The following is a 20,816-nucleotide window of genomic DNA, read 5'->3' as shown; positions in this document are numbered from 1 at the left end:
CGGTGCGTGCGGCCGGGCGGCGCCCGCTCAGCTGATCTTGCGCCGGTAGGTGGCCATGGCGAAGGCGTACGCGACGACGAGGATGCCGACGCACCAGGCCAGGGCGGTCCAGACGTCGTCGCCGACCGGTCGGCCGGTGAGCAGGTCGCGGATCGTGTTGACGATGGACGTCACCGGCTGGTGTTCGGCGAACCAGCGCACCGGGCCGGGCATGGTGTCGGTGGGCACGAACGCCGAGCTGAGGAACGGCAGGAAGATGAGCGGGTAGGAGAAGGCGCTCGCGCCCTCCACCGAGGTCGCGGAGAGGCCGGGGATCACGGCGATCCAGGTCAGCGCCAGGGTGAACAGGATCAGGATGCCGGCGACCGCGAGCCACGCCCCCACCCCGGCCCCCGACCGGAAGCCCATGAGCAGGGCGACGCCCACGACGACCACGAGGGAGAGGACGTTGGCGACGAGCGAGGTCAGGACATGGGCCCACAGCACGCCCGACCGGGCGATCGGCATGGACTGGAAGCGCTCGAAGATCCCGCCCTGCATGTCGGTGAAGAGGCGGAACGCGGTGTAGGCGATCCCTGAGGCGATGGTGATGAGCAGGATGCCGGGCAGCATGTAGTTCACATAGGAGACCGACCCGGTGTCGATCGCGCCGCCGAACACGTAGACGAACATCAGCATCATGGCGATGGGCATGACGGCGGTCGTGATGATGGTGTCCGGGCTGCGCGTGACGTGGCGCAGGGTCCGTCCGGTGAGCGCGGCGGTGTCGCCGAGGAAGTGCGTTGCCATGGTCGGTCCCCTACTTCTTCTCTAATGCGGTCCGGCGGTCTTCGCCGTCCGTGTCGGAGCCGCCGGTGACCGCGAAGAAGACGTCCTCCAGGGTCGGCTGCTTCTCGACGTATTCGACCTCGGCGGGCGGCAGCATCGCCCTGAGCTCGGCGAGGGTGCCGTTGACGATGATCCGGCCCCGGTGGAGGATCGCGATCCGGTCGGCGAGCTGTTCGGCCTCGTCCAGGTACTGCGTGGTCAACAGGACCGTCGTGCCGCTCCCGGCGAGGTTCTTCACCGCCTCCCACACCTCGACGCGCGCCTGGGGGTCGAGCCCGGTCGTGGGTTCGTCCAGGAAGACGACCGGCGGGTTCCCGATGAGGCTCATGGCGATGTCCAGGCGGCGGCGCATGCCGCCCGAGTAGGTCGACACCCTCCGCCCGCCCGCCTCCGTCAGCGAGAAGCGGGAGAGCAGGTCGTCGGCGATCGCGCCCGGCTCCTCCATGTGGCGCAGCCTGGCGACGAGCACGAGGTTCTCCCGACCGCTGAGGATCTCGTCGACGGCGGCGAACTGTCCGGTGAGGCTGATGGACTCCCGCACGTTCGCCGACTGCGCGGCGACGTCGAAGCCGTTGACCGCGGCGGTTCCCCTGTCGGCCTTGAGCAGGGTGGACAGGATTCTCACGACCGTGGTCTTGCCCGCCCCGTTGGATCCCAGCAGGGCGAAGATGCTGCCCGGCGCGACGTCGAAGTCCACCCCGCGCAGCACGCGCAGGTCCTTGTAGGACTTCTCCAGGCCCCGCAGACGGATCGCCGGCTGCTTCTGTGTCCTCGTCACAGGGATCCCTCTTCCTTTCCGGTGTCTTCTCCGGCGGCGCGTTCGATGGCCCCGGCCAGGCGTTCGCGCTCCTTCTTGATCCACTGGCCCTCCGAGTAGTTCGCCAGGAACGTCTCGGCGAATTCCACGGGGTCCTCCCCGACGATCTCCCGGATCGGTGTTCCGGCCGCGGCGCTCTGCTCGAAAAGGTCGATGAGGTCGTCCAGCATCTCCATCAGGATGTCCCCCTTCGTGATCGAGCCGAAGTACATCAGGTAGCGGTCGAGCGCCTCGACCGCCGTGCGGTAGTTCCCGGGAAGCTGTTTCGTGCGCGCCTTGTACTGCCGGTACCGCTTCTTGTCCTCGAACGATCCCGTGACCTGTTCGATCCAACTCGGGGCCATTTTCACTTTCCTCCTTCTCGGAGCTGTTCAAGTCGTTCTGTGAGGAAGCTCCAGGTCCTCCAGAACTCTTCGAGGTATGCACGCCCCTGGGAATTGAGCGAGTACACCTTGCGCGGCGGCCCCTTCTCGGACGGGACCTTCTCGACGTCGACGAGGCCGCGCCGCTCGACCCTGACGAGCAGCGCGTAGACGGTGCCCTCGGCGATGTCGGAGAAGCCCTGGTCCCGCAGCCACGCCGTGATCTCGTAGCCGTAGGCCGGTCGGCCGGACAGGATCGCGAGGACGATGCCCTCCAGGACCCCCTTGAGCATCTCCGTCGCCTGCTTGCCCACGGAACGCCTCCTCTGGCTACTCATCAACACTGACTACTGGTGCATAGTAATACTGACTACCGGTACATAGCAACACCGAATACCGATGAGGGTTGTCCGCGCTGCGAGCACGTGGTGGGGCGCGGCGCGGCCCTGGTGGCCCACCCGAGGCGACGCCGGTGGCCCCTGGCCGGGGCGTCCGCCCCCGCGGCCGGATGCCGGCGGGCGGATCCCCCGGACGGGCTCCGCCCGCCGGTCGGCCCGTTTGCCCCGGGCAACTTCGCCACGTTCAAGGCGCTGGTCTCCGGGCAGCCCTGCCCTCCGGCAGGAGGACGTCCCCCGGTACGGCCCCGGCGGCACCGTCCACGAGGGGCCTTCTCCCTGTGCGGAGAGGCCGCGACGTGCCGAGCGCGACTACTCCGCGGGCAGGACGTCGAACTCGTTGCCCTCGGGGTCGGCCATCGTCACCCAGTCCTGGACGCGGGCCTTCCTGGTGGCGCCCAGCCGGACGAGCCGTTCGGCCTCGGCCCCGACGTCCTCGGCCCACAGGTCCATGTGCACCCGGTTCTTGCCGCTCTTCGGTTCGGGGACCTTGTTGAAGAACAAGCGGGGCGCTGCTCCCGAAACCGGCTGGACGAGCACCGAGGGATCGTCCTCGGGGTCCTCGATCCCCTCTCGTCGCAGTCGTCCGAGTTCCTCTTCGTCGTAGGAGGCCACCTCGTACCCGTCGAGCGCCGCCGCCCAGAAACGGGCCAGGGAGGCGGGGTGGGAGCAGTCGAACACGACGTCGCGCAACACGGCCATGGCGCCAAGGTAGTCGGCGTTCCGCCCGAGGGAGCGTCAGGCCGAGGGCCCCGTGTGAACGGGGTTCGAGCTCGCCCGCGTGGCCTCCGAGCTCTTATCCTGGAGGGGATGAGTTCCTTCTCCGATACTCGATCCCCCTCTCCCTTCGATGTCGAAGCCTTCCTGGAACGTCCCCTTGTCGCCAGGGCGGCCACGGTCAACTCCGCCGGTGCGCCTGCGGTCAGACCGGTCTGGTTCCTGTGGGAGCAGAACGCCCTGTGGTGGCTCACAGGCTCCTACTCGGTCGTGGCCAAGCACCTGGAACGTGACGCGCGCACCTCCGTGGTGGTGGACACCTGCGATCTGGAGCGTATGGAATTCCTCCAGGTGACCATGCACGGCAAAGCCGAGGTGGCGCCCTTCGACCAGGTTCTGGCCAGACGTCTGCTGCGCCGCTACCTGGGTGAGGACGAGGAGGCCTGGCATCCGGACTTCCGGCACTACGCGGATGACGGCCGCCTGGTCCGCTTCACACCCGACCGCACCGTCGTCAAGGACCTGTCCAAGAACGGCGAGACGTAGCCCTCGGGCACGGCAGGGCGGGGAACACCCCGGAGCACGAGATCCCGGCCGGAGGCGGGAACGGCGTCGACCCCGTCCCCGCCTCCGGAGCACCGGGCCGGGAGGGAGCGCGGCCCCTCCCGACCGCCCCGGCTCAGACGGTGGTCGAGGAGCGCCCGCCCAGGTGCCGGGCCAGGAAGCGTTCGAGCGTGCGGTACAGCTCGATGTTGCTGTCCGTGTTGACGAACCAGTGGCCCTCGTTCTCGTTCAGCAGGTACTCGACCTCGGCGCCGCGGGCGCGGAGCGCTTCGAAGACGCGGTCGGAGTTGCGGCGGTGGACGCGGACGTCGTTGGCGCCGTGGATGAGCAGCACCGGCGCGGTGATGTCGTCGACCCGGCCGATGGGTGAGCGGGCGAGCATGTCGGCCTCCTGGCGGGGGTCGTCCGGGTCGCCGATGTAGCGCAGGTAGCTGTTCTCGACGGCGCGGCGGGCGAAGGGGACGACCGACCGGACGAGGTCGACGAGGTCGGACATCCCGGTGTAGCTGACCGCGGCGGCGAACCGGTCCGGGGTGAACGCGGCCCCGACGAGTGCGGCGTAGCCGCCGTAGGAGCAACCGTAGATCGCGACCCGGTCCGGGTCCGTGATCCCCTGCTCGACCACCCGGTCGAGGGCGTCGAGCAGGTCGTCGTGCATCTTGCCCGCGAACTCGCCGATCGCGGCCCGGGTGTGGGCCTTGCCGTAACCGGTGGAACCGCGCATGTTGACCTGGAGTACCGCGTAGCCGCGGTTGGCCAGCAGCTGCACCTCCGGGTCGTAGCCCCAGCTGTCGCGGTACCACGGTCCGCCGTGCACCAACAGCACGGTCGGCAGGCCGCGCGGCTCTACCCCGACCGGCAGGGTGAGGTGGCAGGGCAGGGACAGGCCGTCGCGGGCGGTGACGGTGATCGGGGTGACCGGTGCGAGCCGGGCCGGGTCCAGGTGCGGGAACGGCCGGAACAGGCGGCGGGCCCGACCCGTGGCGTGGTCGTAGAACCAGGTGACGCCGGGATCGCGGTCGTGGGTGAAGTCCACCACCCAGCGTTGCGCCGCGGCGTCGCAGGACACGTGGGCCAGGTCGCCGTCGGACAGCTCGGCCAGCCGCGGCAGCACCGCGGCGAAGTGCGTGTCGAGCGCGTGGATCTCCTGCCTGGCCCCGAGGTAGCGGGCGCCCAGGAGTTCTCCGGTGGCCGGGTGCAGGATCAGCGAGGACGGGAAGCGCGGATCGGCCTCGGGACGGGGGGTGTCCAGGTCGAACACGGGGTGGCTGTCCACCCCGGTCTGCTCGCCGGTGTCCAGGTCGACCCGGACCAGGTGGGTGCGGTCCGAGCCGCGCGAGGAACCGATCCACAGTCCTCCCCCGTCCGGGGTGGGCGCGGCCGGAAGGACCCCGAAGAGGGCGTCCGCGCCGGGGAACCGCGCGATCGGGCGCCGCTCACCCGCGTCCCACTCCGACAGCACGTGGTCGCCCCCCTCCTCCATGGTGAAGGCCAGCAGCCGGTCGGGGGTGCGCAGCCAGGAGAGGACGTCGCCGGGGTTCTCCGCGGCCGTGGTCAGGCGGCCGGTGGCCAGGTCGAGCTCGAAGAGGTCGATCAGGTCGGGGCGGCGCATGTTGAGCTGCACGAACGCGGTGCCCGGCCGGTCCGGCGGGAGCTGCGCGCCGAGCAGCCGCACTCCCTCGAAGGGGGTCAGGTCGACCACGGGCTCGTCGGGCCGGTACGGGTCGGCGCGGTGCAGGTGCCAGTTCTCGTCGCCGTCGGTGTCCTGCTGGAACAGCAGGTAGCGGCCGTCCGTGGTCCAGAAGAAGGCGTCGATGTCGCGCCGGGTGTCGGAGGTGACACGCCGGACGTCCGGGGCGTCGGCGTCGTGTGCGTCGTCGGGGGCGGACCAATCCGAGTCCAGGTCGCGGACGAACACGTTGAGCCGCCCGTGCCACGGGGCGAGGTAGGCGACCTTCTCACCGTCCGGGGACAGCAGGGCCCGGCTGCGGGTGGGAGGGCCGAAGAACTCTTCGACGGAGATCGGCTTCGACGGAGCGGTCATGGCGGTTCCTCGGGGTCGTTGGATGCGGTGCCCCTGAGTCAAGACCCCGACGTCGCGTCGTACGCAAGCCCGCGGGAGATGTCCTGGGTCACGGTGCGTCTCGGAGCAGGGACCGGCGCGGGGACGCGGCACCGGGTCAGGCCCCGCCGGGCCGGGCCAGCCGCTGCTGGACGCGGCGCAGGACGCGGTGTTGCACGGGCCGGAGGTTCTGCCGGTTCAGTTCGTCCATCAGCTCTTCGGCCCGCACGCCGAGCGGGGGCAGGCCGACCATCCGCTCTGTCAGCGGTTCGAGGTGCGCGACCAACTCGTCGACCAGGGAGGAGACCTCCTCGTCCGGGGTGTCGGGCCCGAGTGCGTAGAAGCGCGCCGTCAGCGGCGCGAAGGCGGCCATGCCGCTGTCCGCCCCGCCGAACAGGGCGGCGAACCCCGCCGCGCCGTCCTCGCCGAGCAGGTGGCCGACCAGGACCAGCTGTTCGTGCTCGTAGCGGGCCATGTCCTCCGGCACCTCCGCGGCGGGGCCGGAGCGCCATGCCGAGACTTCCGGCGGCAGGTCGGGCGGGGCGCCGGTTCGGCGCAGCGCGGCGATCCCGGCCCGGCGGGCGAGAAGCCGTTCGATCTCGGCGGCGGCCTGGCGGTCGAGCTCGTCGAGCAGCTCCTCGGCGGCCTGCGGATCGTCCAGCACCGCGGGGAGCGCGGACAGCGGTACGCCGAGTGCGGCCATCCTCGTGATGCGCAGGAGACGGACGAGGTGGCCCACGCCGTAGTTCCGGTAGCCCCCGGCCGAGCGCGGCGGCTCGGGCAGCAGCCCGATCTGGTGGTAGTGGCGCAGCGTGCGGACGGTGACGCCAGCCAGTTCCGCGAGCTCACCGCTGAGCATGGGACAGCTCCTTCGGCTCCAGGTCGCGCAGGGCACGCGACATGACCACGGCCGGCAGCACGAGGTTCCGCACGCCGGCCCCGGCCAGGACCGGGGGCCCGTGGTCCGCCGTCACCCCGGCGGGACCGGTCCCGGCCGGTGCGGCGATCATCAACGGGGCGGTCTTCACGCCGAACACCCTCCCACGTACAGCGCCGGCGGTCCGTTCGACCTGCGGCACGATCAGCGGCAGCGCCACCGCCGCGATGCCGTTGCCGTTGCCGAGCAGGCTCAGCGAGAGTGGGGCGGGACAGGGGACGGCGACCAGGGACTGTTTGAGCGGCATGCGACCAGGAAAGACCCGGACGCTGCGTCGGGGTCAAGGCGGTCACAACCGACGGGGCGGTGATCCCGGCCACCGGATCTCCCGGCCGGGACGGACGCCGCCCCGGTCCCGCCACGACGGCGGAGAGCGCCCTCGCCGCGTGACACGGGAGACGGACCACGTCTGCCGGAGGCCTCCGGGAAGGACGGTTGAGTGCGCGTACTCATGCCGTCGCGGGCCCCGGCCCGCACGATGGCCCCATGACCTTCCGGCAGAAGCACACCCCCCTCTCCCCCGCCCTCGCCATGGCCCTCGGCGCCGTGGCCGTCATGGTCGCCACCACCGCGTGCGGAACCGCCCAGGCGGTGGAGCCCAGCTCCTCCTCGGAGGAGGCACTCCCCGAGTTGAACCCGGACGGCAGCGCGCCCTCCGAGCGCATGTCCCTGGAGGAGGCCGCACCGTTCCTGGAGGCACAGGGCTACCTCCCCGCCGAGGGCGACCTCAGCGGTTACGAGATCGGATACCTGCCCGACGCCGTGGAGGGCACCCCCTACGACCACGACGTCAACGCCTGGATGTCCCGGCAGCAGCAGGGGCAGGAGGAGGTCGTCCTGCCCGACGCCGAGGAGGTCGAGCGGTCCTGGCTGCCCGACACCGTGGACGTGGACCACCTCGTCGACGACGACGGCCGGGTCCTTCCCGAGCGCGAGGTGTTCGCCCCCTCCGACGTGTACGTCACGGTTCACCGGCACGCGGACTTCACGGACGTGGACGCCTACCTGGAGCCGGAGGCCGGGGGCGGCACCCCCCTCGAGGAGGTCCTGCCCGGAGGCGGCGTCCGGGAGCTCCCGGACGGCACCGGCCACTACAACGGGGCCGGGGCGCTCTTCTCCCCCGAACCCGGTGTGGTGGTCGAGGTCTCCTACATGGACGACACCGTCATGGACGAGTTCCTGGAGGACCCCGACGGCGCCGTGGAGGGCCACCCCGAGGAGGTCCTGCTCATCATGGAGGGCATCGGGCCCGTCTAGTAGTACTTCGTTGAGTACCTGATTTCTCGGCTCGGTTCCGCCATCATGGACGCGTGGATCCGGCCGCTGCAGAAGAGCTGCGCGAGGACCTCGATGCGTTCTGCGCCGAGGTCTTCGCGTCCATCCCCCGCAAGGACCCCCGGCCTGGGGCAACTGCTACCTGCGCGGTCTGATGCTGGACGGGCGGCGCAAGTCCATCCAGCCCATAACCGAGCGCCTCCCGGACGGCAACATGCAGGCCCTGCAGCAGTTCGTGGACCAGTCCCCGTGGGAGTACACCCCCGTCCAACGACGCCTGGCCACCAAGGTGAGTGAGGCGATCACCCCGGATGCGTGGGTGATCGACGGCTCGGGCCTGCCCAAAGCCGGCACCGAGTCGGTGGGGCGGCCCACCAGTGGTGCCGCGCCCTGGGCAAGCAGGCGGTGTGCCAGAGCGCGGTGAGCCTGCACGCGGTCACCGATGCCGCCTCCGTCCCCCTGGCATAGAGGCTCTACCTGCCCAAGGACTGGGCGGACCCCCAAGAGCCGCGTCGGGCCAAGACCGGAGTGCCCGACCAGGTCGACCACCGGGAGAAATGGCGGCTGGCCCTGGACATGGTCGATGAGGCCCGCTCCTGGGGGCTGGCCGACCAGGTGGTGGTGGCCGATGCCGGCTACGGGCAGTTCCACGGCTTGCGCCACGGGTTGGCCGAGCGGGGCCTGGACTACGTGGTCGTGGTGCGCGGTGATCTGAATGCCCATCCCGGTGGGGCAGTGCCCCAGGCGCCCGAGCGGTCCGGGCCGGGACCGCGTCTGCCGTGCTACCGGACCCCGGCCCGCTCGTTGAAGGACCTGGCCCTGGAACAGGGACGCACCGCGTTGCGTCGGTGCACGTGGCGGCAGGGGTCTCGTGGGGCGATGCAGGGCCGTTTCCTGGTCATGGACGTGCGCTTGGCGGGTAAGTCCGCCCGCCAAGCGGCTCTGGACCGTGCGGGCGGGCGCTCGACGTGGGACGGGGTGCTGCCGGTCGAGACGCTGATCGCCGAGTGGCCGCCCCATGGGGAGGAGCCCATGGGCTACTGGCTGTCCAGCCTGCCTGACCCTGCGAAGACTCGACCTGAAAGGGTCGACGTCGGTCTGAGTCTGTACCAGGTGTTGGAGGAGCTCCAACGGGTGCTGCTGTGCTGGACCGGCGTGTGTCACACCTGCCGTAGGCCCCTTGCGCAGCAGCACCCACCCGACACGGGTTAACGAAGTACTACTAGAAAGGAGGTCGTTGCTCGGCAGGCGCAGGCATGACACCGGCATGAAGGGCGAGGATCACGGCATGCACACGGTCACGCGCACCGATCTTCGTGAAGATGCGCCCCACGTTGCTCTTGACGGTCGACTCTGCGAGATGAAGCCGCGCAGCGATCTCGGCGTTCGTCGCACCCCGCGCGATCTCGACGAAGATCTCATGCTCGCGGGAGCTGAGCCTCGCGACGGCGGTACGCGCCGACGAACTCGACGCCGCTTGCTGGGAGACTCCGCTGGTGAGCCGTGTGAGCAGGCGGCGCGTGGCGCTCGGCGCGATCACCGCGTCACCGGCGGCGACGGCGCGGATGGCGGAGAGGATGTCGCCGGGCTCGGCGTCTTTGGTCAGGAACCCGCTCGCTCCCGCCTCCAACCCCTCGATCACATACTCGTCGAGGTCGAAGGTGGTGAGCAGCAGTACCCGAACCTCCGGAGCGGCCTCGACGATCCGCCTCGTCGCTTCGATGCCGTCGGTGCCGGGCATCCGCACGTCCATCACGACGACGTCAGGGCGTAGGTTCAGTGCGTGGCGGACGGCATCACCGCCGTCCGCTGCCTCGCCCACAATCTGGAGACCGTCCTGGCCCGCGAGGAACATGCGCATGCCCATCCGGTGCAGCGCCTGGTCGTCGACGAGGAGCACCTTCATCCGACACGACCTTCCCTGGGGATCACGGCCCGCACGAGCCACCCGGCGGCCGTCGGGCCGGCTTCCAGCGCGCCGCCGAGTGCATCGACTCGTTCCCTCATGCCGATGATGCCGTGCCCATCGCCCAAGACAGCCGGCCGGTCGGTCTGCGGAACAGCACCACGGTCGGCGATCAAGACGGCCACAGCACGCGCATCGACGACGATCCGCACCGTCACGGCTGTCCCTTCTCCACCGTGGCGCAGCGTGTTGGTAAGGGCTTCCTGCACGAGACGGTACACCGCGAGCTGGTGTCCGGGCGGCAGCCCCTGGAGATCACCATGACGCTCGTCGTCGATGCGCAGCCCCGCGCCGCGCACTGCGTCGATCAGGGCACCCAGTTGCGACAGGTCGGGCTGCGGTGCGAGCGGAAGGAGGGACTCGTCATCCGCGGCGCGCAGGAGACGGAGCACGTGCCGCAACTGACCAACCGATGTCCGGCTCACCTCGCCGATGGCTGCGAAGGCGCGTTCGGCGTCTTCCGGTGATGAGCGCACCACGTTCCCACCGCCCGCGGCCAGCGAGGCGATGACGGAGAGGTCGTGCCCGATGAGGTCGTGCATCTCCCGTGAGATCCGCGACCGTTCGGCGGCCACCGCCGCCCGCGTCGCTTCGTCGCGATGCCGTTGCTCCGCCTCCCGGGCGCCGCGCAGCTGCGATCCGGCGAGAAGAGCGGCCGCGCTCATGGCCGCGACCGGAAGCAGCGCCGCCCCGCGTTCATCGAGTGCGGGCACGCCGGACTCCGCCGCACCGGCGAACGCCGCGAGCGCCACCGCGCCCGCGAGGGTGGCGGCGGGCACGAGCGCTCTCCCCTGCCGCAGCCCCACATGGAAGAGCAGGATCCATATCGCGAGATGACCCCATGGTGGAGTCTCCCCGAGAAGTCCGCACACCATGATGCCCGTGCTGAGTGCGATGGTCGCGGTGACCAGCGCAAGCAGCGGCACCCGGCGGCGGAACGCGACCGCGCCGCACGCGATGAGCAGGAACGGCGCTCCGACCGGCCAGAGGTCGGCCGAAGCGCTCGTGCATGCGAGTGCGACAAGGAGAGCGAGCCCGATGTCCCACGGCAACGGGTGGGAGGCGTCGAACGCCTGCACACGTGTCCATCGTCCTTCCACGCCCGCCTCCTCCTCGTCTCAGCCGTCGAACTTCTTCAGACGCCACCACGCGATCCCGCCGAGCGCCGCCAACCAGGCCACCAAGATGATGCTCGCGGTGACGATCCCGTACGGCTCGGTGCTCAGGCCGCCCGATCGCATGACGTTGATCGCCGCGAGGGGCATGTAGTCGATCACTCCCGCCAGCGGTTCGGGGAGGAAGGCCGGAAGGATCTGCGGCCCCATCTGGAACAGGCCGAAGTACAAGCAGATCGCGCCTGCGGCGTTGCGCAGCAGCCACCCCAGCAGCACACCGAACAGTGCCCCGTACGGCAGCATGAGCGTGCCGCCGAGCGCTCCCCAGAACATGTCGGGAGCGAACAGGGACATCCCCACGGCGGAAGGGACCGTGCCCATGGCCTGGAGCAGCAGATACAGCACGACGGTCGTGGCGGCCGCGAGGTTCGCGGAGACGCCCGTGGCGACCGCGGCCTTCGCGAGCATCACGCCCGTGCGGCGAGGCGCGACGGTAAGGCTCGTACGGATCGAGCCGCTCGCATACTCGGTGCTGACACTCAGCACGCCGAAGACGACGAGCACCAACATCCCGACCGGGTAGATCCCCGTCCACCCGAACGGGATATGGCCCGCGTCGGAGCCGCCGAGCGTCGTGCCGTCGATGATCATGTATGCGCACAGCACGATCGTCAGCGCGAAGGCGGCCGCCAGGGTCATCCACAGAGAGCGGACCGACCAGAGCTTGCGCCACTCCGAGCGCAGCAGCCCGTCGGCGGTGATGCGCTCGCGGCCACGCGGCGCGGCGAGGGAGGGAACGGTGAGTGCGGTGCTCATACGGCGGCCTCCTCATGAGATGTGTATTCGACGGCGTTTCGGGTGATGTGCATGAACGCCTCCTCGAGGGAAGCGCGTTCGGTGGCGAGCTCGTAGAGCGTGATGCCCTGGGCCCCCGCGATGACGCCGACCTCGCGAGCGGTGCACGCGGTGACCAAGAGAGTGCACTCATCGGCCCGTCGCACCTCGACGCCCGATGCCTGGATCACATCGGCGAGGCGTGCCGCGTCGGGTGTCACGACGCGGGTCGTCTTCGGTGCGACCGACTCGATGACGTCGTCGACGGTTCCCGTGGCGAGCAGTCGTCCCTGGCCGATGACGACGAGGTCTTCCGCGATCAACGACAGCTCGCTCATGAGGTGCGAGGAGAGGAAGACGGTTCTCCCCTCGGCAGCGAGCCGCACGAGAAGATGGCGGAGCCACAGCACCCCGTCGGGATCGAGTCCGTTGACCGGTTCGTCCAGCACGAGCGCGGCGGGGTCGCCGATGAGTGCGGTCGCGATGCCGAGCCGTTGGCTCATACCGAGCGAGAAGCCGCCCGCATGCTTGTCGGCGACGGCTCCGAGGCCCACCATCTCGAGCGCCTCGTGAGCTCGGGCACGGGAGATGCCATGGGTCTCGCCCACGACGAGGAGGTGGTTGAGAGCGGTGCGGCCGGGGTTCACCGACCGCGCATCGAGCATGACGCCGAGATGCCGTACCGGGTCGGGGAGATCGTGATACCGGCGGCCACCGATGGTGATGTCGCCGTGGGTCGGCCTGTCGAGGCCGACGAGCATGCGCATGGTCGTGGACTTGCCTGCGCCGTTCGGCCCGAGGAATCCGGTGACGACGCCCGGGCGGACGGTGAAGGTGAGGTCGTCGACGACGGTCGTCTCACCGTACCGTTTCGTGAGGTTCTGACTGACGATCATGTCTTCCATCCTGGAGTTCACCGGTCTGCGGGACATCGGACTGCGGTACCGCGCACTACCGACCGTGGTACCGCTCGCCGTCGTCGGCGGTATCCCTCTCGACGAGCACCCGCCCCGCACGCAGATGCGCCACGGCATCAGCGGCGGTGAGCGCCATCGCGAGCGCCCCGTCGACCGCCGCGCCCTCGGCCGCGGGGCCGATCGCATCGCCGGTGAACTCGGGAGTGTGCGGAGCTGAGGAGCAGCCCTCGATGGCGATGAGCGGATGGATCGAGGGAAGGACATGAGAGACATTGCCCATGTCCGTCGAGCCGCCCGGCGACCCCGCATACGGTCGCGGCGAACGCCCGAGGGCGGCGAGGTTGCGGTCCCACGCATGGGCGAGCACCGGGTTCTGCACGACATCGGCATACGTGGGTTCGGCGTCTTCCCAGCTCCACGAGCATCCGGTCGCGATCGCGCCGCCCTCGAAACAGGCGAGGATACGGCGCCGCGCCGTCTCCACGGCCTCCAGCGTGTCGGCGCGCACCTCGGCACGTACACGGGTCGATGACGGGATGATGTTCGTCGCCTCTCCTCCCTCCGCGACGAAGGCGTTGGCCCGCACGCCGTCGGGGAGGTGCTGGCGGAGGAGCCCCATCGCGACGAGCCCGACCGTCGCGGCGTTCGCCGCGTTGACCCCCTCCGGGCTGGGGGCGCCCGCATGACCGGGGAGCCCCTGGAACGACACGTCGAATCGCGCCACGGCCTGCGTGCGCACATCGGCGCAGCGCAGGTCCTGGCCGGGCCCGCCGTGCACCATGAGGGAGAAGTCGACGTCGTCCCACGCCCCTGCCTCGAGCATGAGGATCTTGCCGCCGCCGTGCTCCTCCGCCGGGGTCCCCAGCAGTTTCACCCGGATGCCGAGGGTGTCGGCGACGCTCGCCAGCGCGATCGCCGCACCGACGCCTGCCGCGGCGATGATGTTGTGTCCGCATGCGTGGCCGATGCCGGGAAGAGCGTCGTACTCGGCGCAGATCGCGACCGCGATGTCCCCCGCGCCGAAGGTGGCCTCGACCGCCGTGTCGAGCCCGAAGGCCCCCACGCGCACCGCGAATCCCGCGGCGCGCAGCGTACCGGCCACGCGTGCGGCCGCACGGTGTTCGGCGAACGCAAGTTCGGGCCGCCGGTGGATCTCGGCACTCAGGGCGAGGATCTGCTCCCTCCAGCCCACGCGCGAGGCGAACAGGGCATCACGGACCTCGTCGGTCGCGGAGTGGGGCGGTTGCGGTGGGGCGATGGTCATCGTTCCTCGATCGGTTCGGCGGCAGGCCGGTCGGAGACCTCGTGCGACGGTTCAGCGGAGGCGGCCACCCGGATGCGCCGCCCATGCTCACTCGACACGGCGACCTCGCTCCCTACAATGAAGTTTCATGAACGAGGATGGTGCCTCAACGCAGATTGCGAGTCTCGACGAGACCGATAGACGACTGATCCAGGCGCTCCAAATCAACCCGCGAGCCCGATGGTCCGCCATTGCGCCGATCATCGGCGTCGACCCGGTCACGCTCGCCCGTCGCTGGGAGCGGCTGTCGGGGCACGGTCTGGCGTGGGTGGCGGGTCACCCCGGCGCCGAGGCGCGCGGACCATCGGCCATCGTCGAGGTCGAGGCCGATCCCGGCGCCACCTCGGAGATCGCGAGCGCGCTCGCCGCGGACGCCGAGGCGTTCACGATCGATCACACCGCCGGAGGGCGCGACCTGCTGGTGATCGTCGGCGCAGCCGACCCGGACGCACTGAGCGAGTACATCATGGGCAGGATGCGCCGACTCACCGGCGTACGGGCGACGCGCACGCTCTTGCTCTCCTCACCGTTCACCGACGCCGGCCAGTGGCGCCTGCGCTCCCTGGCAGCAGAAGAGGTCGCATCGGTCGAGCGCACGATCGCCGCACCGGTGGCCGCGCGCGGACACGTCGAACCGCAGCTGGAGCACGATCTGCTGCAGATCCTCGGGCACGACGGTCGTGCCACCGTGACGACCATCGCCAGGGAACTGGGCGTCGGACAACGCCGGATCCGTGAGGCGTTCGCGACGCTCAGCGCCCAGGGACGTTTGGTCGTGCGCACCGAGGTCGCACGCGCCCACTCGGGGTGGCCGGTGCACGCCTGGTACTTCCTGCGGGTGCCGGCGAACAAGGCCGAGCGGGTGGGTTCCGCCATCGCGCGACCCAACGAGGTCCGGATGGCCGTGTCGACGATCGGCCCCTACAACCTCGTGCTGTCGGTGTGGATGAGGACCCTCGCCGAGGTGCAGCGGCTCGAGGCCGCCATCGAGGAGAGCATCCCCGGCGTGTCCATCGCCGATCGATCGGTGGTGTTGCGCAGCCTGAAGAAGGAGGGGCGCTACTTGCAGGCGGGAGGTCTGGCAACCGGCACCATCGTGCCACTCCAGACCGCATTACTGCATAACTAGCAGTTTCCTAGCACTGAAACGGCACATTGCCGACTCCTGCGGCCTCGGAATCTAACGTAACGGTCCATGACGCATGCGCAGCCGACCGCCGGGGTCTTCGACCTGTTCACGGTCGGGATCGGCCCATCGAGCTCTCACACCGTCGGACCGATGAAGGCCGCCGCCGAGTTCGCCGCCTCGCTCGACGAACATGGCGTCATCGAGCGCGTGGCGAGGGTGCGCGTCGAGATCTTCGGATCCCTCGCCGCCACGGGCGCGGGGCACGGCACGTTCACAGCCGTGCTGCTCGGATTGACAGGAGCGCGCTCGGACGAGATCACCCCCGAGGAGTTCACCGCGCGGCTCGACGAGGTCACACGCACCGGGACTGTCGAGCTCGGCGGACGTCACCCCGTCCCGTGCCGGGTCGAGGACTTCGTCCTACGTCCGCTGACCGTGCACCCCTGCCACCCCAATGCCCTGTCGTTCACTGCGGTCGATTCCGCCGGCGACGACCTCTCGGCGCAGACGTACTTCTCGGTCGGCGGCGGGTTCATCGTGCGCGAGGGCGATGACTCCTTCCCCGGCTCGGCGGAACCGCAGACCTCACCTTTGCCGTTCCGCTCAGGAGCAGAGCTCCTCGCCGTGTGCGAGGGGACCGGACTCACGGTGAGCGAGGTGATGCGCGAGAACGAGCGCGCCCGCCGCCCGGACGACGAGCTCCGGACGGGCCTTCGGCGCATCTGGGACGTGATGGAGTCGAGCGTGCGCTCCTCGCTCGGGCGGGCAGGCGTGCTGCCCGGCGGCTTGGGGGTACGACGTCGTGCGGGTGCGTGGGCGGCGCGTTTGGAGGCTGAGGACCCCGACCACGACAGCGAGCACTGGCAGCAGAGGGTGAACCTCATCGCCCTCGCTGTCAACGAGGAGAACGCGAGCGGCGGACGCGTGGTGACGGCCCCGACGAACGGAGCGGCCGGCATCGTTCCCGCGGTGCTGTACTACGCGCTGCACCACACCCCCGCGGGCCGAGCGGGCGGCGAAGGCGCGCGCGAGGACATCATAGAGAGGTTCCTCCTCGCCGCGGCGGCGATCGGCGCGCTCTACAAGGCCAACGCCTCGATCTCGGGTGCCGAGGTGGGGTGCCAGGGCGAGGTCGGGTCGGCGTCGTCGATGGCCGCAGCGGGGTTGGCCGAGATCCTGGGAGGCAGCCCTCGTCAGGTCGAGAACGCGGCCGAAATCGCGATGGAGCACAACCTGGGTCTCACCTGCGACCCGATCGGCGGGCTTGTGCAGATCCCATGCATCGAACGCAATGCGATCGCGGCGTCAAAGGCCGTCAACGCCGCACGGATGGCCCTGTGGGGCGACGGGGACCACCGAGTCTCGCTCGATCAGGTGATCGCGACGATGCGCGATACCGGCGCAGACATGAGCGACAAGTACAAGGAAACGGCGCTGGGAGGCCTCGCCGTCAACGTGGTCGAGTGCTGACCCGGGGGAAGACGGCATGCGGAAACGCACCGTGTTCACCGAGGATGAGTATTCGACGGCGCGTCGACCTCACAGGCCGACGCGCCGTCGATGTGGGCGTGGGGCTGTACGGCGGCAACGCCGTCGACCGCACGGGGATATCGATTGTCCCCGGCCTCTTCGACCGCCGTGTGCACGTCATGGTGCGCGACCACGATGTCGCCCCACAGCGAACAGGAACCGTTCTCCCTCCGTACACCACCAGGCGCTGCGCAACCTGTCGCTCCTGCTCGACCAGGGCTTCACATCAGCGCGCGATGCGGCCGGGGCGGACGCGGGCGTCGAACGGGCGATCGAGCAGAACCTCATCGAGGGGCCGCGTCTGCAGGCCGCTCTCGTCATGCTCTCCCGGACGGTGGTCACGGCGACCCACATCTCCGCCTCGGGCAGCAGCCGCTCGATGCCGGTGATGATGCCGTACCCGGGGCGGCCGCGCTCGGTGCGCGACGGAACGGACGATGCATGACGGAGCCGAGGCGACCAAGGTCGCGACCACGGGTGGAGTCGTGTCGCCCGGCGACAACCCGCAGCACGCGCACATCCGTGACAACGAGCTCGCGGTGATCACCGCCGACTGGAAAGGGGTGTGCGCCGACCTCGCGTTCGCGCCGGGACCCCGCCCACCCGGACGGGGAGACCGCCTCCGCCGGACAGACGCAGGCATGGCTCCCGTGCGGCAGGTCGCTGACATCCACCGGTTCGTCGACGGACAGGAACTGGCCGCGGTGGCCGAGGCCACCCGCCTGGACCCGACCGACCTGCCGGGCTATGCGGGCCGGGTACACGACTACTTCGCCGCCCACCCCGAGCGCTACCGCCTGATGATGTGGGGCCAGTTGGAGCTGGACCTGACCCAGGCCTCCGCCGACGGTCCGGTGCGCCAGTCCATGGAGTACAAGACCGAGCAGCTGCGGTCGGCCCAGGAGGCCGGGGACCTGGACCCCTCCTGGGTTCCGTTCGACGTGCTCGTGCTGGTCAACCAGATCGCCATGTCCTGGGCCGGAGCGACCGGTCCCGGCCGACGGCACCGGTTGGCCGGACCGCGAGGGTTTCCTGGCCCGGCGCAGGGCAGCGATCGTCGCGGCGGTCCAACGCTTCTTCCCCGCGGCGGGCGACCGTTGACATCTGCGGTGCGCTCCACATCCCGGCCGAGAGCCGCGCGCTCGCCCAGGAGGCTCTCGACGCGCACCGGGCGAGCTTCGCTCGAACGGTCGACGCGGGCGTCCAGGTGGCGATGGGCGCCGGTTCCCCGCTGTACGGCCATCCCTCTGCGAACGACCTTGCCGAGCTGCTGATGGCCCAGGCGTCGTCGACGACCCCGGAGGACGCTCGGCGATCCGCCACCGCGGATGCCGCAGTGCTGCTCCGGCAGGACGCCCTCGGCACCCTCGCACCGGGGAAGATCGCCCCGCTGATCTGAGAGGACCGGGTCATCGCGTCCGGCACCTCACCACCGAAGGGCGGCGCGTGCAGTGAGAGTCGGGGGAGGACGCACGCGGCGTCGCCCCGCCTTCAGCGTGCTCCGGTGAGAAACGCGACGATCGCCGCCGCCGCACGGGCGGGCCGCTCGTTCTCCCAGGTGTGACCGCACTCGGCGAGCACCAGCGCATCGGCACGGGGGATCTCGCCTGTCATCGACAACGCGTCCGCCACGGGCACCACGGCGTCGTCGCGCCCGTGCACAATGAGCGTTGCGGTGGCGATCTCCCCAAGGCGGCCGCGAGTGTCGAACGAGCGCGTCGCGGCGAAGCGCCGCATGAGCGCGTCGTTACGGTCCGGCGGCACCGGCGCACCACGCTCCGTCGGCACGGGTACCGCGGCCGGGGCCATCCGCGCGAGGAGAGCCCCGGCGCGCTCCTCATCGCCGTTCTCGAGCGCGCCAAGAAGCTCTGCCACAGGGCCCGCGATCCGCCCGGTGCGGAACGGGGCCTGCGACGTCGCGCCGAGCACCAGGCCGTCCAGAAGGTCAGCGTGCCGCAACGCGAAGGCCTGTGCCACCATCCCTCCGAACGACGTTCCCAGCACGTGCGCCCGGACGAAGCCGAGTGCCTCGATCAGCGCGGCGAGGTCGTCGGCCAGATCGTCGGTCGTGTACGCCGACGGCTCGAACACGGTGTCCCCACGATCACGCTGGTCGTAGGTGATCACGGTGAAAGAGGACTCCAGGTGCACACGGAGCTCGTCGAAGAGCTCCTGCCCGACCTGCAGACCGTGGAGGAGGACGAGGGGAGGCCCGGCGCCTTCGGCGCGGAACGAGGTGAGGCCCGCGCCGGTGCGGACGAGCGACGCCGTGCCTCCCGTCATCCGCGTCACCAGACCTTGCGCTCGCGGGCGTCGGCGACCAGCTCGGGGTCGGGAATGAGCGCCTTCGAGGCCACGGTCGCCAGCGACTGCTGCGAGAAGTGGAAGCCGAAGTCCTCCGTCACGAGCTTGCGCCACGGCCGGTTGAGGATGTTGTGCGTCGACCAACGCGCGAACCGCGGTCGCTTCATGATGTCGCGTGCGAGCTGCCATGCCTTGGGCATGAGCTCTTCGCGGGGCAGCACATCACTGACGAGACCGTATTCCAACGCCTTGGGTGCGGGGATCCCGGCCCCGCTGTAGATGGCGTAGGCGGCACGCTTGGTGCCCATCAGGTGTTGCAGCGCGAGTGCGAGGCCGTCGCCGGGCGCCGTGCCGACCATGAAGTGCGGGTCCATGAAGTCGGCGTCCTCGGCGGCGAGCGTCACGTCGCACATCAGCGCGAACTCGGTGTGGATCCCGGGACCGTTCACCGCCGCGATGGTGGGGATGTCGATGTTGTTCACGAAGTTCTCGATCAGCTTCCAGGCATCGATCGTCTGCTGGAAGATGTAGTCCGGCGTCTCTTCGACGAGCGGCTTCGGCCAGGTCTGACGCGGGTCTCCCCGGAACCAGGTGTCGCCCGTTCCCGTGATGATCAGCACGTGGTTCTCGGGGTCGTTGCCGACGTCCTGCCACACGCGACTCCAGGCGTTGTGCGCCGCCCAGTTGTGCACGTACGGGCCGCCGTCCGTGTGCAGGCGCAGCTCGAGGATGCCATCCTCCCGGTGCATCTCGAAGAAGCCGGCATAGCGCTTCGAGTACTCCTCCAACGGCGTGGGTGCAACGTGACCGTCCCATCCGAAGCTCGACGTGTCCACCATGGTGAGTCCCCTCGTCGGAGCGAGCCGTTCCCGCCCGTTAATGAGACACGTTATCTCTCTAAGGGGGAATGGTGATCACCTGCGCGAATGACTGCAGGAAATGCACACCTAACAGCCAGCCAACGAAGTTTCATGCACCTATTCGGTGTGATTTCGCCACAAACCAGCCACCACGAGTTCAACGATCTCGCGCGCATCGCTTAGCGTGAAGGGGCGCGCTCGACGCAGGACGAACCACTGCACGGGGCCCGCGAGCATCATGTTGATGAAGGCCGCCTCCGTCGGCGGCAGCTGCCCGGCCTCGGTCGCCCGGTCGAGGCGTCGCTGCAGATCGTCGGTACGACGATCCAGGAGCTCCAGCCCCATGCGGTGCAGCCCATCGGCCTTATCGGCACGGCGCAGGAGGATCTGCAGCACCGCACGACCGGTCGGGGTCGCCGACGCCTCGGCGAACGAGTGCAGAAAGGCCGTGAGATCGCGGACGACATCGCCGGTGTCGTCGATCGGCACCGATATCTCGGCGAATCGCGCAAGCACGTCGCGAAAGAGGTCGTCGCGATTCGGCCACCGTCGATAGACCGTGGCGCGACCGACGTGCGCGCGGGAAGCGAGCTCCTCGTACTGCAGGCCATCGACCCCCTGCTCAGCGAGGATGTCGAGCGCCGCCGCCCACAGCCGCTCCGTGACCTGACGCGTGCGCCCACCGGGGCGACGCGCCCGTGAGGGGTCCACTGTCATGTGCCCTGGCCTCCCATCCGATGTCTCTCGACTTCCGTCGCCGCACAACGGCGGCGAGCCGAGTTCAGCTGATGATCGCCGTTTCACTCACTCACGCCGCCATCGATCAGGTTTACTGCACCGAGAGAGCTCTCAGCACATATTTCCTGCATCTTCGCAGGGGCGCCACACCATCCTCTCAGCT

The 20,816-nt window shown here is 69.8% G+C and carries 23 protein-coding genes and 1 pseudogene; 8 read left to right on the top strand and 16 right to left on the bottom strand.

What is annotated here, in order from left to right; genetic code table 11:
- Positions 1–27 precede the first annotated feature (27 nt).
- The 5 genes from ABZ234_RS15265 to ABZ234_RS15245 all read right to left on the bottom strand — a co-directional run bounded on the left by ABZ234_RS15265 (position 28) and on the right by ABZ234_RS15245 (position 3,104).
- Complete coding sequence (locus ABZ234_RS15265; RefSeq protein ID WP_355012443.1) at positions 28–789, bottom strand: ABC transporter permease; 762 nt, start codon at positions 787–789, stop codon at positions 28–30.
- Between the two features lie 10 nt (positions 790–799).
- Positions 800–1,606, bottom strand: coding sequence for an ABC transporter ATP-binding protein (locus tag ABZ234_RS15260; RefSeq protein WP_355012442.1), 807 nt, complete (start codon positions 1,604–1,606; stop codon positions 800–802).
- Complete coding sequence (locus ABZ234_RS15255) at positions 1,603–1,989, bottom strand: DUF1048 domain-containing protein (protein WP_355012441.1); 387 nt, start codon at positions 1,987–1,989, stop codon at positions 1,603–1,605. The genes ABZ234_RS15260 and ABZ234_RS15255 overlap by 4 nt, the downstream gene beginning before the upstream one ends.
- A 2-nt stretch (positions 1,990–1,991) precedes the next feature.
- Positions 1,992–2,321 (bottom strand): PadR family transcriptional regulator, encoded by a 330-nt coding sequence (locus tag ABZ234_RS15250; RefSeq protein ID WP_355012527.1) that lies wholly within the window; start codon positions 2,319–2,321, stop codon positions 1,992–1,994.
- Positions 2,322–2,714: 393 nt separating this feature from the next.
- Positions 2,715–3,104 carry a VOC family protein gene (locus ABZ234_RS15245; RefSeq protein ID WP_355012440.1) on the bottom strand — a complete coding sequence of 130 codons (390 nt, stop codon included), beginning with the start codon at positions 3,102–3,104 and terminating at the stop codon, positions 2,715–2,717.
- Positions 3,105–3,212: 108 nt separating this feature from the next.
- Between ABZ234_RS15245 and ABZ234_RS15240 the strand changes: the two genes are divergently transcribed.
- Positions 3,213–3,665: a pyridoxamine 5'-phosphate oxidase family protein gene (locus ABZ234_RS15240; RefSeq protein WP_355012439.1), complete on the top strand. Its 453-nt coding sequence runs from the start codon at positions 3,213–3,215 to the stop codon at positions 3,663–3,665.
- 133 nt (positions 3,666–3,798) lie between these two features.
- Here the strand turns inward: ABZ234_RS15240 and ABZ234_RS15235 are convergent, their stop codons facing one another.
- The 3 genes from ABZ234_RS15235 to ABZ234_RS15225 form a co-directional block, all read right to left on the bottom strand.
- Entirely contained in the window at positions 3,799–5,727 is a 1,929-nt protein-coding gene (locus ABZ234_RS15235; RefSeq protein WP_355012438.1) for a S9 family peptidase, read from the bottom strand.
- A 136-nt stretch (positions 5,728–5,863) separates the two neighbouring features.
- Positions 5,864–6,604: a MerR family transcriptional regulator gene (locus ABZ234_RS15230; RefSeq protein ID WP_355012437.1), complete on the bottom strand. Its 741-nt coding sequence runs from the start codon at positions 6,602–6,604 to the stop codon at positions 5,864–5,866.
- On the bottom strand, positions 6,591–6,929 hold the full coding sequence (locus ABZ234_RS15225; RefSeq protein ID WP_355012436.1) for a hypothetical protein: 339 nt from the start codon (positions 6,927–6,929) through the stop codon (positions 6,591–6,593). The genes ABZ234_RS15230 and ABZ234_RS15225 overlap by 14 nt, the downstream gene beginning before the upstream one ends.
- 239 nt (positions 6,930–7,168) lie before the next feature.
- Here ABZ234_RS15225 and ABZ234_RS15220 point away from each other — a divergent pair, with 239 nt between their 5' ends.
- The 3 genes and pseudogenes from ABZ234_RS15220 to ABZ234_RS15210 all read left to right on the top strand — a co-directional run bounded on the left by ABZ234_RS15220 (position 7,169) and on the right by ABZ234_RS15210 (position 9,169).
- Positions 7,169–7,939, top strand: coding sequence for a hypothetical protein (locus ABZ234_RS15220; RefSeq protein WP_355012435.1), 771 nt, complete (start codon positions 7,169–7,171; stop codon positions 7,937–7,939).
- Between the two features lie 172 nt (positions 7,940–8,111).
- On the top strand, positions 8,112–8,381 hold the full coding sequence (locus ABZ234_RS15215) for a transposase (RefSeq protein WP_355012434.1): 270 nt from the start codon (positions 8,112–8,114) through the stop codon (positions 8,379–8,381).
- Positions 8,273–9,169 (top strand): annotated as a pseudogene (locus tag ABZ234_RS15210) (transposase). The gene ABZ234_RS15215 and the pseudogene ABZ234_RS15210 overlap by 109 nt, the downstream one beginning before the upstream one ends.
- Positions 9,170–9,179: 10 nt before the next feature.
- On the opposite strand, the gene ABZ234_RS15205 reads toward ABZ234_RS15210, so the two are convergent.
- From ABZ234_RS15205 to ABZ234_RS15185, 5 genes are read right to left on the bottom strand one after another with little or no spacing between them, the layout of a single operon-like run.
- The gene (locus tag ABZ234_RS15205; protein ID WP_355012433.1) at positions 9,180–9,863 is read right to left on the bottom strand and encodes a response regulator transcription factor; all 684 of its coding nucleotides are present in this window, start codon (positions 9,861–9,863) and stop codon (positions 9,180–9,182) included.
- Positions 9,860–11,002 (bottom strand): histidine kinase, encoded by a 1,143-nt coding sequence (locus ABZ234_RS15200; protein ID WP_355012432.1) that lies wholly within the window; start codon positions 11,000–11,002, stop codon positions 9,860–9,862. Before ABZ234_RS15200 ends, ABZ234_RS15205 begins: the two co-directional genes overlap by 4 nt.
- A 39-nt stretch (positions 11,003–11,041) precedes the next feature.
- On the bottom strand, positions 11,042–11,854 hold the full coding sequence (locus tag ABZ234_RS15195; RefSeq protein ID WP_355012431.1) for an ABC transporter permease: 813 nt from the start codon (positions 11,852–11,854) through the stop codon (positions 11,042–11,044).
- Positions 11,851–12,768, bottom strand: coding sequence for an ATP-binding cassette domain-containing protein (locus ABZ234_RS15190; RefSeq protein ID WP_355012430.1), 918 nt, complete (start codon positions 12,766–12,768; stop codon positions 11,851–11,853). The genes ABZ234_RS15195 and ABZ234_RS15190 overlap by 4 nt, the downstream gene beginning before the upstream one ends.
- 55 nt (positions 12,769–12,823) lie before the next feature.
- Positions 12,824–14,053 carry an amidohydrolase gene (locus ABZ234_RS15185; RefSeq protein WP_355012429.1) on the bottom strand — a complete coding sequence of 410 codons (1,230 nt, stop codon included), beginning with the start codon at positions 14,051–14,053 and terminating at the stop codon, positions 12,824–12,826.
- Between the two features lie 127 nt (positions 14,054–14,180).
- Here ABZ234_RS15185 and ABZ234_RS15180 point away from each other — a divergent pair, with 127 nt between their 5' ends.
- From ABZ234_RS15180 to ABZ234_RS15165, 4 genes are all read left to right on the top strand, one after another.
- The gene (locus ABZ234_RS15180) at positions 14,181–15,221 is read left to right on the top strand and encodes an Lrp/AsnC family transcriptional regulator (protein ID WP_355012428.1); all 1,041 of its coding nucleotides are present in this window, start codon (positions 14,181–14,183) and stop codon (positions 15,219–15,221) included.
- Positions 15,222–15,287: 66 nt separating this feature from the next.
- A complete protein-coding gene (locus ABZ234_RS15175) occupies positions 15,288–16,691 on the top strand; it encodes an L-serine ammonia-lyase (protein ID WP_355012427.1) in 1,404 nt (467 codons plus the stop codon).
- Between the two features lie 497 nt (positions 16,692–17,188).
- Positions 17,189–18,025, top strand: a complete 837-nt coding sequence (locus ABZ234_RS15170) for a hypothetical protein (protein ID WP_355012426.1) — start codon at positions 17,189–17,191, stop codon at positions 18,023–18,025.
- Positions 18,025–18,150, top strand: a complete 126-nt coding sequence (locus tag ABZ234_RS15165; RefSeq protein ID WP_355012425.1) for a hypothetical protein — start codon at positions 18,025–18,027, stop codon at positions 18,148–18,150. The genes ABZ234_RS15170 and ABZ234_RS15165 overlap by 1 nt, the downstream gene beginning before the upstream one ends.
- A gap of 92 nt (positions 18,151–18,242) precedes the next feature.
- On the opposite strand, the gene ABZ234_RS15160 is transcribed toward ABZ234_RS15165, so the two are convergent.
- From ABZ234_RS15160 to ABZ234_RS15150, 3 genes are all read right to left on the bottom strand, one after another.
- Positions 18,243–19,034, bottom strand: coding sequence for an alpha/beta hydrolase (locus tag ABZ234_RS15160; protein ID WP_355012526.1), 792 nt, complete (start codon positions 19,032–19,034; stop codon positions 18,243–18,245).
- A gap of 5 nt (positions 19,035–19,039) precedes the next feature.
- Entirely contained in the window at positions 19,040–19,804 is a 765-nt protein-coding gene (locus tag ABZ234_RS15155) for an enoyl-CoA hydratase/isomerase family protein (RefSeq protein WP_355012424.1), read from the bottom strand.
- A gap of 228 nt (positions 19,805–20,032) precedes the next feature.
- Complete coding sequence (locus ABZ234_RS15150; protein ID WP_355012423.1) at positions 20,033–20,632, bottom strand: TetR/AcrR family transcriptional regulator; 600 nt, start codon at positions 20,630–20,632, stop codon at positions 20,033–20,035.
- Positions 20,633–20,816: the final 184 nt, after the last annotated feature.

Source organism: Nocardiopsis sp. NPDC006198 (assembly GCF_040613895.1).
Lineage (GTDB): Bacteria > Actinomycetota > Actinomycetes > Streptosporangiales > Streptosporangiaceae > Nocardiopsis > Nocardiopsis tropica.
This window is presented reverse-complemented; position numbering and strand designations above follow the sequence as displayed.